General features: G+C 59.6%; 14 protein-coding genes. 5 read left to right on the top strand and 9 right to left on the bottom strand.

Annotated features, from left to right (window positions below):
* Positions 1-96 precede the first annotated feature (96 nt).
* A complete protein-coding gene (locus MB02_RS13195) occupies positions 97-1,245 on the top strand; it encodes an alpha-hydroxy acid oxidase (RefSeq protein WP_067538426.1) in 1,149 nt (382 codons plus the stop codon).
* Positions 1,246-1,251: 6 nt separating this feature from the next.
* On the opposite strand, the gene MB02_RS13190 is transcribed toward MB02_RS13195, so the two are convergent.
* The 4 genes from MB02_RS13190 to sdhC form a co-directional block, all read right to left on the bottom strand.
* Entirely contained in the window at positions 1,252-1,761 is a 510-nt protein-coding gene (locus MB02_RS13190; RefSeq protein ID WP_067538422.1) for a group III truncated hemoglobin, read from the bottom strand.
* Between the two features lie 66 nt (positions 1,762-1,827).
* The gene (gene sdhA / locus MB02_RS13185) at positions 1,828-3,636 is read right to left on the bottom strand and encodes a succinate dehydrogenase flavoprotein subunit (protein WP_067538416.1); all 1,809 of its coding nucleotides are present in this window, start codon (positions 3,634-3,636) and stop codon (positions 1,828-1,830) included.
* A gap of 1 nt (position 3,637) precedes the next feature.
* Entirely contained in the window at positions 3,638-4,021 is a 384-nt protein-coding gene (sdhD, locus tag MB02_RS13180; protein ID WP_067538410.1) for a succinate dehydrogenase, hydrophobic membrane anchor protein, read from the bottom strand.
* 11 nt (positions 4,022-4,032) lie between these two features.
* Positions 4,033-4,413 carry a succinate dehydrogenase, cytochrome b556 subunit gene (sdhC, locus tag MB02_RS13175; protein WP_067538404.1) on the bottom strand — a complete coding sequence of 127 codons (381 nt, stop codon included), beginning with the start codon at positions 4,411-4,413 and terminating at the stop codon, positions 4,033-4,035.
* Between the two features lie 134 nt (positions 4,414-4,547).
* Between sdhC and MB02_RS13170 the strand changes: the two genes are divergently transcribed.
* The 3 genes from MB02_RS13170 (at position 4,548) to MB02_RS13160 (ending at position 7,285) form a co-directional block, all read left to right on the top strand.
* A complete protein-coding gene (locus MB02_RS13170) occupies positions 4,548-5,510 on the top strand; it encodes a 50S ribosomal protein L11 methyltransferase (RefSeq protein ID WP_067538397.1) in 963 nt (320 codons plus the stop codon).
* A 103-nt stretch (positions 5,511-5,613) separates the two neighbouring features.
* Positions 5,614-6,885 (top strand): O-acetylhomoserine aminocarboxypropyltransferase/cysteine synthase family protein, encoded by a 1,272-nt coding sequence (locus tag MB02_RS13165; protein ID WP_067538389.1) that lies wholly within the window; start codon positions 5,614-5,616, stop codon positions 6,883-6,885.
* Positions 6,886-6,901: 16 nt separating this feature from the next.
* Positions 6,902-7,285: a VOC family protein gene (locus MB02_RS13160; RefSeq protein WP_067538383.1), complete on the top strand. Its 384-nt coding sequence runs from the start codon at positions 6,902-6,904 to the stop codon at positions 7,283-7,285.
* A 54-nt stretch (positions 7,286-7,339) separates the two neighbouring features.
* Here the strand turns inward: MB02_RS13160 and MB02_RS13155 are convergent, their stop codons facing one another.
* From MB02_RS13155 to MB02_RS13135, 5 genes are all read right to left on the bottom strand, one after another.
* Entirely contained in the window at positions 7,340-8,278 is a 939-nt protein-coding gene (locus MB02_RS13155; protein WP_067538376.1) for an oxidoreductase, read from the bottom strand.
* 83 nt (positions 8,279-8,361) lie between these two features.
* Positions 8,362-10,479, bottom strand: a complete 2,118-nt coding sequence (gene ligA, locus MB02_RS13150) for an NAD-dependent DNA ligase LigA (RefSeq protein ID WP_067538371.1) — start codon at positions 10,477-10,479, stop codon at positions 8,362-8,364.
* A gap of 41 nt (positions 10,480-10,520) precedes the next feature.
* The gene (locus MB02_RS13145) at positions 10,521-11,222 is read right to left on the bottom strand and encodes a DUF4396 domain-containing protein (RefSeq protein WP_067538365.1); all 702 of its coding nucleotides are present in this window, start codon (positions 11,220-11,222) and stop codon (positions 10,521-10,523) included.
* Positions 11,223-11,271: 49 nt separating this feature from the next.
* On the bottom strand, positions 11,272-12,936 hold the full coding sequence (recN, locus tag MB02_RS13140; protein ID WP_067538357.1) for a DNA repair protein RecN: 1,665 nt from the start codon (positions 12,934-12,936) through the stop codon (positions 11,272-11,274).
* 121 nt (positions 12,937-13,057) lie between these two features.
* The gene (locus MB02_RS13135) at positions 13,058-13,870 is read right to left on the bottom strand and encodes an outer membrane protein assembly factor BamD (RefSeq protein ID WP_067538353.1); all 813 of its coding nucleotides are present in this window, start codon (positions 13,868-13,870) and stop codon (positions 13,058-13,060) included.
* Between the two features lie 339 nt (positions 13,871-14,209).
* On the opposite strand from MB02_RS13135, the gene MB02_RS17490 reads away from it, so the two are divergent.
* A complete protein-coding gene (locus tag MB02_RS17490; protein WP_082826191.1) occupies positions 14,210-14,374 on the top strand; it encodes a Flp family type IVb pilin in 165 nt (54 codons plus the stop codon).
* Positions 14,375-14,411: the final 37 nt, after the last annotated feature.

The following is a 14,411-nucleotide window of genomic DNA, read 5'->3' as shown; positions in this document are numbered from 1 at the left end:
CGGCGGTAAACAGTGCATGATCAGCGAGCAATGAATGCCCTCTGAACCTCGCAGGTTACCGTTTGCATCGCAGTTTCGTTCTGCTAGCCGATGCCTATGCGTCTGTCCGACTGCCATAATATCGACGATTTTCGCCGATTTGCGAAGGGCCGCCTGCCCTGGCCAGTATTCGACTATATCGATGGTGCGGGAGATGATGAACTGACCAAAGCGCGGAACACCGCCGCCTATGCCAGTGCCGATCTCGTTCCAAACGTGCTGGCCGGGGTCGAACATATCGACACATCCTGCACTCTCATGGGCCGGGAAACAGCCCTTCCGCTAGTCCTTTCGCCAACTGCGTTGCAGCGCGTTTTCTACTGGCAGGGCGAACGCGCGGTTGCCCGTGCTGCAGAAAAGTTCGGGCTCTGGTGCGGCATTTCCAGCCTCGCGACGATCTCCATCGAGGAAATCGGTGCGATGATCCAGACGCCCAAGATGTTCCAACTCTATGTCCATAAGGACCAGGGGCTGAATGCCTCAATGATTGAGCGCTGCAAGGCAGCGAAATTCGATGCCATAGCGCTGACGGTCGACACGATCGTTGGCGGCAAACGCGAACGTTGCCTGCGCAGCGGTTTCTCCAGTCCTCCGCGTTTCACGCCGTCGTCACTGTTCAGCTACGCGACGCGACCTCATTGGACTTTGAATTATCTGTTGCGGGAGAATTTCCGCCTGCCAAACCTCGACACGCATGTTGGAGCGGGCACTAGCCAACCGGTGTCGATCCAGGAATACTTTTCCACCATGCTCGATCAGTCGATGGACTGGGATACAGCGGCCCGTATCCGGCAGGACTGGGGCGGAACATTCTGCCTCAAGGGTATAATGAGCGCCAGCGATGCCCGCCGCGCCGTGGAAATCGGCGCAGACGCGATCATGATTTCCAACCATGGCGGTCGGCAACTGGACGGTAGTCGCGCTCCGTTCGATCAATTGCAGGAAATCGTCGATACGGTAGGCGGGCAGATCGAGATCATCTGCGACGGCGGCATACGCCGGGGTACCCACGTGTTGAAGAGCCTGTGCGCCGGGGCAAATTCCGCCTCTGGCGGGCGCCTCTATCTCTATGCGCTCGCGGCTGCGGGACAGGCCGGGGTGGAACGGGCGCTGGAAATCATGCGTGACGAAATCGTGCGCGACATGAAATTGATGGGCGTGACGGCTGTCAATCAATTGAATCCGGAAATGCTGCGCTGGCGGTAAGCCCTTTCAGGGACGAGGGAGCTCCGCCCCTGCCCGGTTGCCGACAAGCCCATCGCGATGAAGCGTAATTCCCGTCAGCAGGCTGTCTGCAATCATGCGGGCACGTCCGCCAACGAAAGCCACCGCCTCTTCATTGCCGCCCTGTTCACGCAGCGTAGCATAGAACAGAGTGAGCCAATGCGCGAAGTGCCCCGCCTCAAGACCTGAGATAGCCACATGCCGGGGCATAGGGCTCCCGGAATATTCGGCACTGCTGAACAGTATGGAGCGCCAGAACCGCTTCATCCGTCCCAGGTGTTCATCCCAATCGGAAACGCGAGCCGCAAAAATGGGGCCCAACAGGTCATCCTGTCGGATCTTGTCATAAAAACTATCGACGAAACGAGAAACGTAGTCCGCATCAACGCCGAGAGCGACAGCCGCAGCACGGCGTTCAGCCCGCGCTTTCAAAGCCAACGCGCGATGTTCCTCGTCGCTCTGCCCATGCAGTGGCGGTTTACTCGCCGTTTCCGCCATATCTGGCGCCTCCCGAGCAAAACCGGAAGCAACGGCACGCCGAATAACCGGCGTGCCGTCCATGCATCAGTAAACGCGTGCCTTCGGCTTAATGTATTCAACGTCTTCGGTCAGCGTATATTCGTGAACCGGACGATAATCGAGCTTCACCGCGCCTCCCTTGCCGCCCCAGCCGTCGAACCATGCGACCGTGTGCTTCATCCAGTTGGCGTCGTCGCGATTGGGGAAATCCTCATGCGCGTGGGCCCCACGGCTTTCCTTGCGGGCATAGGCCCCGCTCATGGTGACGCTGGCCTGGCTGATGAGGTTGTCGAGTTCCATCGTCTCGACGAGGTCCGAGTTCCAGATCAGCGATTGGTCCGAAACATGGATGTCTTCCATCCGCTTGTATGTATCCGCCAGCTTCGTCACGCCTTCCGACATCAATTCGTCGGTACGGAACACTGCGGCATGGGCAGACATCGTGCGCTGCATCTCGATGCGGACTTCTGCCGTGGGCGATCCGCCCTTGGCATTGCGGAAGTGATCGAGGCGCGACAATGCCATGTCCGCACTATCCTTCGGCAGGCCATCGTGTGCCGTACCCGGCTTGATCGTCTCCTTGAGGTGCAGGCCGGTTGCACGACCGAACACCACAAGGTCGATCAGCGAGTTGGAGCCCAGACGATTCGCCCCATGGACGGAAACACAAGCGGCCTCACCCACGGCATAGAGCCCCGGCACAACCGAATCCGGATTGCCGTCGGTCGGGTTGATCACCTGGCCGTGATAGTTCGTGGGAATACCGCCCATGTTGTAGTGCACGGTCGGAACCACGGGCAGCGGCTGGCGCGTCAAATCGACACCCGCGAAAATCTTGCCGCTTTCCGTGATGCCCGGCAGGCGTTCACCCAAAACCTTCGGATCGATGTGATCGAGGTGCAGGTAAATATGGTCCTTGTGCGGGCCGACCCCGCGACCTTCACGGATTTCCAATGCCATCGACCGCGAAACAACGTCACGGCTGGCGAGGTCCTTGGCCGAAGGCGCATAGCGCTCCATGAACCGCTCGCCCTCGGAGTTGGTCAGATAACCGCCTTCACCGCGGGCACCTTCCGTGATGAGCACGCCTGCACCATAAATTCCCGTGGGGTGGAACTGGACGAATTCCATATCCTGCAACGGCAAGCCAGCACGCAACACCATGCCCCCGCCATCACCGGTGCAGGTGTGGGCAGACGTCGCAGTGAAATAGCAACGGCCGTAGCCCCCGGTCGCCAGCACGACCGCGTGGCTCCGGAACCGGTGGATAGAACCGTCATCCAGACACAAAGCGATCACACCACGGCACTGGCCGTTTTCCATGATCAGGTCGATTGCGAAGTATTCGATGAAGAAATCCGCATCGTACTTCAGGCTCTGCTGATAGAGCGCGTGCAGCATTGCATGGCCGGTACGATCGGCAGCGGCGCAAGTGCGCTGCACCGGCGGGCCATCGCCCATGTTCTGCATGTGGCCGCCAAACGGGCGCTGATAGATAGTGCCGTCCTGATTGCGGCTGAACGGAACCCCTGCGTGTTCCAGTTCGTAAACTGCCTGCGGCGCCTCACGCACCATGTATTCGATGGCGTCCTGGTCACCCAGCCAGTCAGACCCCTTGACGGTGTCGTACATATGCCAGGTCCAGTGATCCGGCGTATTGTTGCCGAGCGAGGCGGCAATGCCGCCCTGTGCCGCGACAGTGTGGCTACGCGTCGGGAACACCTTGGTGATGCAGGCCGTCTTGAGACCGGCTTCCGCCGAACCCATGGTTGCGCGCAGGCCCGAGCCGCCGGCGCCGACAACCACCGTATCGTAGGTGTGGTCGATGATCTTGTATGCGGGCTGAGAAGCCATGTTACGCGCCTCCCAGCGCCAGGCGGACAATACAGAACAGGGCAAAGGCAGCCCCGGCGAAGATGGCAAGGTTAAGCAACGCGATAACTGCGAACTTGCTGCCATGGTCGTGGACGTAGTCTTCAATCAGGACCTGCAGACCCAGACGGGCATGCCAGAACGTGCTGATGACGAGCAAGGCCATCGCTGTCGCGGGCACAGGTGCGGATATCCATTCGCTCGCCGTCGCGTAGTTCAGATCAGGCAGGAGCAGCACAGAAGTGATGAACCAGATCATCAGCACCAGGTTGCCGATAGCGGTAAAGCGCTGCAACAGCCAATGATGCGCGCCACCATGCGCGGAGCCAAGCCCCCGCACGCGTCCGATGGAAGTTCCGTTGCCCATGTTTCCCTGCCTCAGCGTGTCAGAATCACCGCCCAGAAGGCGATGGTCAGAATGATGGCGATCACCGGCGACAGGATCGACCACATCTTGTTTTTGGAAAGTTCGTACCCTGCGCCGACATCGAGCACGAAGTGCCGCAGACCCGACATCAGGTGCGTAAAGAAAGCCCAGGTCAGGCCAACGAGCACGACATAACCGAGCGGCGAAGTCATCAGCGTAACGAACAAATCGTAGTATTCCGGCCCGCTCGCCAGCGCGCCGAGCCACCACAACATGACGAACAGGCCGACCAGAGCCATCCCGTCACCCGTGACACGGTGAAGGATGGAGACCAGCATGGCCGGGCCCCATTTCCAGATCTGCAAATGTGGTGACAGCGGACGGTTTGCCATTCTCGCCTTCCTGGTTGCGTGTGAGCGCCCGGTTTGGGCGCAGGATTCGCATCCCCCATAATGAAAAGGCGAGCCAAGGCAAGCGGTGGGAGGATAGTTTCCGTTATCGAAAAGCCGCGCTAGGGCAGTTTGTGATGAACGAAACATGGAAAATTACCGTCGCCGCGCCACGACCGATCATCCAGTCGGCTTTGCTTGCGCATGAGGAAGCACTGGAATGGGATTTCGATATTGTCCTGTCGGGAAGCGAGATCACGGAAGACCATCCGGAGGACTGGCATCTCGAAGCATGGCTGCCGCGCAAGCCCAGTCGGGCCGACAAGAAGGCAATCGCTGCGCTGTTCGGAAACCATGATCCCGACCTAGTTGTCGAGAAGCTGCCAGATCAGGACTGGGTAACGCTGAGCCAGCAAGGGGTCGAACCGATACGCGCTGGCCGTTTTCACGTTCGCACGCCCAACTTTCCGCCGCTGGACGAACCCGGCGTCGTCGATTTCCTGATTCCCGCCAGCCAGGCATTCGGCACGGGCCAGCACGAAACCACGGCCGGCTGCCTAGCCATGCTCGACGGGATGAAGCGCGAAGGGGTGGTCGTCCGCAACCTCGCCGATATCGGCACTGGCACAGGGTTGCTTGCTTTCGCAGGCATGACGCTATGGCCTCATGCGCTTGCCACTGCCAGCGATATCGATGCGGTCTGCGCGGATGTCGTGGCCGACAATGCAGCCATGAACCGGGTTGCACTAGGCGCAGGTCCAAACGCCCTGACCATGGCAATCGCCGATGGGATGGACGATCCGCTGCTGCAGGCCCGTGCACCATACGACCTGCTGATCGCAAATATTCTGGCAGGGCCGCTGGTCGAACTGGCCGCAGATTTCGCAAAGGCCGTCATCCCGGGCGGCAGCATTCTCCTCGCCGGGTTGTTGGCGGCGCAGGAACTCCAGGTTCGCAGGGCCTATTCCCGCGCCGGGATGCGCCTTGCCGCGAGAATGACAAACGGAGACTGGTCGATCCTGTGGCTACGCAAACGGGCAATGGCCAAACCACGCGCGACACGCGCCCACAAACTGCCCGTCTGGGCGCGCCAGTGGTAACACGCACATCTATGGCTCGCATTAGGCGATCACCCTTTGACCTTTCGGCATGGCTGCGATTTAAGACCGCACAACAATGCCGATTCCCCTTGAGGAGAGAGATATGAAACTGGAATCGCTTGCCCTGCACCACGGCTATTCGTCCGAACCGACGACCAAATCCGCCGCGGTGCCGATTTACCAGACGACCTCCTATACGTTCGACGATACGCAGCATGGCGCGGACCTGTTCGATCTGAAGGTGCCGGGCAACATCTACACCCGCATCATGAACCCGACCACTGCCGTGCTGGAAGCACGCGTTGCCGAGATGGAAGGTGGAATTGGCGCACTTGGCCTTGCATCGGGCATGGCGGCAATCACTTATGCGATCCAGACGATCGCTGGCGTGGGCGACAATATCGTTTCCATTTCCCAGCTATACGGCGGCACGTACAACCTGTTCGTCCACACCTTCCCCCAACAGGGGATCGAGGCGCGACTGGTCGGTTTTGATGATTTCGAAGGGATGGAAGCGGCCATCGACTCGAAAACCAAGGCAGTGTTCCTCGAATCGATCGGCAACCCCGCCGGCAACGTAGTCGATATTCAGAAGATCGCAGAAATCGCCCATCGCCACGGCGTTCCGGTAATCGTCGACAACACCGTTGCGACGCCCTACCTGTGCCGGCCATTCGATTATGGCGCGGATATCGTGGTCCATTCGCTGACCAAGTATATCGGTGGCCACGGCACCACCGTTGGCGGGATCATTGTCGATAGCGGAAAATTCGACTGGGTCGCCAACAAGGACCGCTTCCCCTCGCTCAACCAGCCGGACCCTTCCTATCACGGCGTGGTCTATACCGAAGCTCTGGGACCGGCAGCCTATATTGGCCGCGCCCGCGTCGTACCCTTGCGCAACACTGGCGCCGCGCTTTCGCCACATAGCGCGTTTCTCATCCTTCAGGGCCTCGAAACCCTTGGCCTGAGGATAGAGCGTCACTGTGAGAATGCGCAGAAGGTCGCGGAATATCTTGCCGCGCATCCGAAAGTCAGCTGGGTCAATTACGCCGGGCTGCCCGACAGCAGGTTCCACGCCACCGCGCAGAAAATCTGCGGTGGCAAGGCTTCAGGGATTCTGAGCTTTGGGATCGATGGCGGCAAGGAAGCCGGTGCTCGGTTTATCGACGCGCTGCAAATGATCCTTCGGCTGGTGAACATCGGTGATGCAAAGTCGCTTGCCTGTCATCCGGCTTCCACAACCCACCGGCAGCTAAGTCCGGCAGAACTTGCGAAGGCAGGTGTGTCGGAAGACCTCGTCCGCATTTCCGTCGGCATCGAACATGTCGATGACATCGTTGCTGATATCGAACAGGCCCTCACGGCCGCTTAACAAGGGAGAGACTATCATGGGCAGCAGGCTCGGTTACTTCACCGTCGGCACCAACGACACGGAAAAGGCACTTGCCTTTTATGACGCACTGCTCGGCTCGGCCGGGTGGGAACCTTACTTCGAAAGCCCGCGCGGTGGGCGCATCTACCGCAACGGAGGCGAGATGTTCGGCGTACTCAAGCCTTACGACGAACAGACTGCGACCGTCGGCAACGGCACGATGTGTTCGTTCGGCTTCGACACGGCAGAAGAAGCGTCCGCCTTCCACGCCAAGGCGCTGGAATTGGGCGGAGCCAATGAAGGCGATTTCAGCGATCGGGGTAACGGCGCGAGCTTCGGCTATTGCCGCGACCTCGATGGCAACAAGCTGTGCGTCTATCATTTCGCAGCAGCTGGTTGATCCAGATTCCTGTCATGGCGAGCAGCCACTGGCCGCTCGCCATGATGGTTGAGCCTACAGGAACGTGACGCCCGTCAGTTCCTCCGTCACATCCCACAGCTTGCGTGCCACGGCCATGTCCTGCCCAGCGGGTTTGATTTTGGCCGATCCCGGCGGCCCCTTCATTTCACCGCCACCCTGCGGACCATAGAAGCCCCCGCCCTGTGCATCCGGGGCAGACGCAGCGTACATCGTCGGTAGTGCCCCGGCCGACGCCGGCTGGCCCAGATAAGGCATTACGAACCGGAGGATCACACTGATAAGATGATCGCCCAGGCGGAACTTGCCCAGTTGCTTGCGATTGCTCCCGATGGACGTCTGCGCAACGCCGGGGTGAACGGCAATGCTTTTCACCTTGCCACCCGAGAGGTCGACCCGCCGCTGCAACTCACGCGCGAACAACAGGTTGGCCAGCTTGGTCTGATTATACGGCCGCTGCGCTGCATAACCCTTCGTAATCTGCAGGTCGTCCCAGTCGAACGTCCCCCGACCATGGACCATGCTGGAAACGGTGACGATACGAGGTTCGGAAGCCGCCAGTAACAGTGGCCAAAGCCCTGCCGTCAGTACGAAATGACCCAGATGGCCAATTGCGAATGTCAGTTCAAATCCGTCCGCGCTTTCCCGCCGCTCACTGATCGGTTGAATACCCGCGTTATTGATCAGGATGTCCAGTTTACCGCCCTCTGCCACCAACGAAGTGGCAAATTGCCTCACTGACTCCAGGCTCGACAGGTCAAGCGCGCGAAATTCGACACTGGCACCGGGCTTCAAGGCTTGAATGCGCGCAACAGCGTCGCGGCCGCCCTGTTCATTGCGGTCGGCAATCAGAACATGGGCCCCATGCAGGGCCAGCGCCCTTGCTGCTTCGTAACCGATCCCGCTCGCCCCACCGGTAATCAGCACCCGTTTGCCCGAAAGATCGGGAATATCCGTTTCACTCCAACCCTGCATGACAGCCCCCGCCGATATCGCTATTCAACGGCGGTAAATCAGACGCTACCGTTCGGCAAGCATTGGAAGGCGGCCAGACGAGCTCAACCCGCAGCTTTGACAATCTCAGCCCAGGCAGCTTCGTCGATCACCTCTATCCCCAGTTCGGCAGCCTTCTTCAGCTTCGAGCCTGCGCCCGGCCCAGCGACGACAAGACCTGTTTTCGCAGAAACGGACCCTGCAGCCTTGGCCCCAAGCGCTTCGGCCTGGGCCTTGGCCTCATCCCGGCTCATTGTTTCGAGCTTGCCGGTAAAGACCACGGTCTTGCCAGCCACGGCGCTATCTTTCGTTTCGACGATGTAAGGCGGCGGCGAGACTTCGGAAAGAAGGTCTTCCCATACCTGACAGTTGTGATCTTCGTGAAAGAAATCACCCAGCGCCTCGACCACGGCCGGGCCGACACCATCGATGGAGGTCAACAGTCCAAGCGCTTCCTCGTCACCTGAATGGGCCCGCTCCGCAGTATCGCGCAATGTTGGCAGATCGTGGAAATTCTTCATCAGATCGCGCGCCGTGACTACGCCGACATGGCGAATGCCAAGGCCAAACAACAGTCGCGCCGCATCAGGCTCACGGCGAGCCTCGATCGCTTTCAACAAATTGTCCACAGACTTGTCCTGCCACCCATCCAGAGCGAGAATCTCCTCCCGCCGCCGGTGCAGCCGGAAGATGTCCACCGGACTTTCCAGCCAGCCGAGTGCAAAGAACTGGTCGATGGTCTTTTCGCCCAGCCCATCTATGTCGAGCGCCCCGCGACTGACAAAATGCTTCAAGCGTTCGGTCCGCTGTGCCGGGCAGATTAGGCCACCGGTGCAGCGGACATCGACCTCGCCTTCTTCAGCCACGGCTTCGCTGCCGCATTCCGGGCAATGATCGGGGAAATGAAACGACTCCCGATCCTGATCCCGCGTCAGATTTTCGACGACCTGCGGGATCACGTCACCTGCCCGCTGAATCACCACCCGGTCACCCACGCGTACGCCAAGGCGCGCGATCTCGTCACGATTGTGCAGCGTCACATTGGTGACTGTCACACCTCCGACCAGCACCGGGGCCAGACGCCCAACCGGTGTCAGTTTACCTGTGCGGCCAACCTGAATGTCGATTGCCTCCACTACTGTTTCCGCCTTTTCGGCAGGGAACTTGCGGGCGATCGCCCAGCGTGGCGCCTTGGCGACGAAGCCCAGCCGCTGCTGCCAGTCCAGCCTGTCCACCTTGTAGACCACGCCGTCGATCTCGTAGGGTAAATTCGCGCGCCCTTCCCCGATTGTACGGTAAGCCGCGAACACTTCTTCCAACGTACTGCACAAGCGGAGGTCGGGCGAAATCGGCAAACCCCAACGCTCGATTTGCCGCATTACTTCGTGTTGGGTGTCGCCGGGCACTTCGCTGGCGGCACCCCATCCGTGCGCCCAGAAGCGCAAGGGCCGCCGGGCCGTGGCTGACGCATCCTTCTGACGCAAGGATCCTGCTGCCGCGTTGCGTGGATTGGCAAATTGACGGGCTGTGGATGGATCGAACTGTTCGCCTTTAGCTTCTGCCTTTTGTCGCGCGTCTTCCAGCAACTGTTCATTCAGTTCGGCAAAGGCCCTTCGCTCCATGTAGACCTCGCCGCGTATCTCGAACACCGCAGGCGCGTTGCCACCCAGTTGCTGCGGAATATCGGCAATATGCGCCACATTGGGAGTAACGTCTTCGCCAACCTGCCCATCGCCGCGCGTCGCCGCGCGGACAAGTCGGCCGCTTTCATACCGCAACGAACAAGAGAGACCATCAATCTTGTCCTCCGCCGTCATGGCGACCGGCACGTCTTCAGCCAGAGCGAGGAAACGTCGTACGCGGGCGACAAATTCCCCCACCTCCTCATCAGTAAAGGCGTTGTCGAGGCTCATCATACGAACCTCGTGCGTCACCTTCGACAATGGCGACGACGCAACTTCGAAACCCACCTTGTGCGAAGGGCTGTCGGGCCGAACCAGATGAGGAAATGCCTCCTCCAGTTCGGCATTGCGCCGCACCAGAGCATCAAATTCCGCATCCGAAATCAACGGTGCATCATCCGCATGATACAAACGGTTGTGACGGTGGATGAGCTTTGCCAGCCGCATCAATTCATTGGCGGCTTCGGCTTCGGTTAATTCAGTGGAGGAATCGACGGCCATAGCGCGAAGCTATGCCGCAAAACCACGCGGGCGAACAGGACTCACATCCTCTCCTTGATACCTGCCTTCACCAGCCACCAGTTGACCGGATAAGCAGTGCAAAAGCCAGCCAGCATTGCCAATTGCATGGCGAACCAGAACTCTGGTGTCGCAACATGCGCGATGCCACCATACACAGGCCGGAACCAGGCAAACTGGACGATAGCCATCAGTCCGTACATTCCCACCTGCCAGCTCGTGATCGAAGCGGCATCGGCCTTGATCGCCTGCACCAGCCCTTGCGCAGTCGACAGACCTCGCATCGGTTTGATCGTAAAATACTGGAAGGCAACGCCAAACGCGAAGGCAACGATGTAATCGAGTACCCACACTGCAAAGATCTTTTCCGAAAACAGGGAATGCCAACCGAACCACACCGCCACCGTTGGCAGTGCAAACGCCGCCCATTCCGCAACAATGTCCCCCAAGGTGCAACCTGCGCCGCAATGGCTTGCCCCCTTGGCAACGGCGACCGGCATGGCCGTTTCACTGTCATCGCCTGCTCGCTTCGAAGATTGAAGATAGAGCAGCAACCAGACGACGCTGCCGAATAATGCGGTCAGCGGCCAGACGACATTCATGATCCACATCTTCTGCGGTCGCCGGACGGTATCGATCACAATGATCGCTGCGCATATTCCGGCAAGCGCCAGCGATAGAATGGAAATGGTGTGCAACCAGCCAGGGAATTGTGCTTCCTGCATGCCAGACCAACGCACGCATCGGCAGAAAGCTCCGAATTGCGATGGCGACCTAGGTGCCTTCCAGCAACCTGTCCGCCTGTGCCCGCGCTTCGTCGGTAATCTCCGCGCCGGACAGCATCCTTGCAATTTCCTCTTTACGGCCTGCTGAATCCAGCAACATCACCGAAGTGCGCGTCACCGTGCCTTCGCTGGATTTGGCAATCATGTAATGCGTACCCCCGCGTGCGGCGACCTGCGGGCTATGCGTGACAGCGAGCAGTTGCCCCCCACTGGCCAAGCGGGCCAACCGCTCACCTATCGCAGAGGCGACTGCGCCACCGACACCCCGGTCGATTTCGTCGAAAATCACTGTGGCCGCGCCGCCTTGTTCCGCCAGAGCAACCTTGAGCGCAAGGATAAACCGGGAAAGTTCTCCTCCACTGGCGATCTTGGCCAAAGGCGCAAAGTCTGCCCCCGGGTTGGTGGCTATCAGAAATTCAACATTGTCGATTCCGTGTGCCCCCCAGCGTTCCTCAGGCAATTCGGTAACGACAGTGCGAAACCGGGCGGCATCAAGCTTGAGTGGAGCCAATTCTCCCGCCACGGCTTCGTCCAGCCTCAGAGCAGCCGTGACGCGGTTGGCATGCACCACCTCGGCCCTCGCCCTGTAGATTTCGTGCGCCACACGCTCGCTTTCCATCAGCGAGGATATCTCTGCCTCACCACCTTCGATCGCATCGAGCGCAGAGCGGATGCCACGCATCGTTTCGGGCAGATCGTCCACCTGGCAATTGTGCTTGCGGGCCAAAGCCCGCAGTTCGAACAGGCGTCGTTCGATCCGATCTAGCTCCGCGGGATCGTGCGCCAGCGCTTCCGCAGCGCGAGCCAGCCGATCTTCCGCTTCACCCGCTTCGATTACGGCACGGTCCAGAGCCTCCAGCGCTTCGGCCAGCAAGGGGTGTTCACTTGCGATCCGATCCAGCCTGCGCGCCGCACTGCGCAAGGTCGCGAGTGCCGAATCCGATCCATCCCACAAATGGCGGAGCTCCTCCAGATCGCCAGCGACCTTCTCTCCTTTCTGCATATCGGCCCGCGCGCCAGCGAGGCCCTCCTCCTCGCCTTCGACAGGTTCTAGAGCATCCAGTTCAGCAAGATGTGCTGCCAGCAAATCCTGTTCGGCCTTGGCCTGTTCGATTCCGGCGCAAGCAATATCCAGCTTCTCACGGGCCATGCGCCAAGTGTCCCAAGCCTGCGCAACCCCCTCGACATCAGTGCCTGCATAGCGATCAAGCAATGCCCTGTGCCCGCGTGGATTGACCAGCCCCCGATCATCATGCTGACCATGGAGTTCGACCAGAGCGGGCGCGATTTCGCGCAGCAGGGCAACTCCGACGGGCTGATCGTTGACGAAAGCGCGGCTGCCGCCATCCGCCTTGAGACTGCGCCGGATCATCAACGGCTCGCCAGCTTCAACGACCACTTCAGCATCGGACAACACGGCAGCCACTGCATGCGGCAAAGTGGCGAATTCAAAGCTCGCGGTAACCCCGGCTTGCGCCTCCCCGGCCCGTACCAGAGCCGAATCAGCGCGATTGCCCAGCACAAGCCCCAAGGCGTCGAGCAGGATCGATTTACCTGCTCCCGTTTCGCCCGTCAGAACGCCCAGCCCCGGCCCAAAGGCTAGGTCGAGCGACTCGATAAGGACGATATTACGTATGGAAAGCTGACTGAGCATCGCTGCGGCGTTTCTAGCCGAAGCGTTCCGCCCCGTCACCGTTTTCCGCCAAGTTGCGCACAACCCGGCTCAGGCTAGAAAACCGCACCGGTCGTTTACCCCGACCGGGCAAGCAGGTCCGTCAGCTGGCAGTGGCGTTCGGTGCGTACTTATTCATCAGCTTATAAGCGCGCTCGTACCACTTGGTGCCCGGGTAGTTCGCCCCCAGCACAGCGGCATATTTCTTCGCTTCTTCAGGAATACCCAAGGCAAGGCTGGTCTCCGTCAGGCGATAAAGCGCTTCCGGCGTGTGGCTTGTGGTCTGGTATTTCTCGATCACGGTTTCAAAACGAATCCGGGCTGCAATCATCTTGCCCGACTTTTCATAAAACCGCCCGATCTCCATTTCCTTGCCCGCCAAGTGGTCACGCACAAGGTCGACCTTGAGCTGCGCGTCGTTGGCATATTGGGATTCGGGATAGCGGCGGATCACTTCGTTCAGTGCGGTCAGCGCCTGATCAGTGATCTTCTGGTCGCGTTCCACGTCGCTGATTTGCTCATAATAGCACAACGCGATCAGGTAATAGGCGTAGGGTGCATCCTTGTTACCCGGGTGGATCGAGAGAAACCGCTGTGCCGACTGAATTGCCTGATTGTAATTCTTGGCGACGTAATAGGAAAACGCGCTCATCATCTGGGCACGACGCGCCCAGGGAGAATACGGATGCTGCCGTTCCACCTCGTCAAACAGGACAGCAGCCTGCCGCGCCTTGCCGCTGTCCAGACGGGACTTGGCCGCAGCGTACAGCGTTTCTACATCGCGTGCGACATAAGAAGTACCCTTCTTCGTGCGGGGCCCGCCGCCACAGCCTGCGGTGAGCATCAACGAGGCAGCAGCCGTCGCGAGGATCGCGATACGGGCGGGCGAGCGGAAGGTCCGGGTCTTCGTCAGCATGGCGTGCCTATAACCAGCACTGCGGTGAACGCCAAGTGAAGTTCGCCAAAAGCGTGTGAAGTTCGCAAGCGAATGAAAAAAACGCAGCCCAATCGTAACTGCCGATGCGAAAGGCTACTGACAAAGGATTACCGCAGCGCCGGGTGTGACGAAAACCCGAACGGGCATAACGACCCACCTCTGCGAAACTGGCAATCTTCGATTCGATCAGAGTCAGGATCAACCTGACGGGGGAGCGAGCGATCACAAGTGCAGATCCACCGCCCAGCGACATCCAGAGCTTAAGCGATCGGCAACCTTGCCCGATTATCACGTAGAATCTCGGGGGAAACAGCGGTCATGCCTACGACAATTCTGAAAGACGAAAGTGGCGCGACAGCCATAGAATACGGGTTAATCGCAGCCTTGATTTCCCTCGCGTGCATCATGGCTTTCCAAGCATTGGGCCTCGATCTGGTGGATATCTTTACCACCATCAGCAATGCCCTGACCGGCGAAAGTTGAACCGATCGCCTAGGCCTGCCAGGTCTGCAATTGCGAT

This window comes from Croceicoccus estronivorus (assembly GCF_001625325.1).
Lineage (GTDB): Bacteria > Pseudomonadota > Alphaproteobacteria > Sphingomonadales > Sphingomonadaceae > Caenibius > Caenibius estronivorus.
This window is presented reverse-complemented; position numbering and strand designations above follow the sequence as displayed.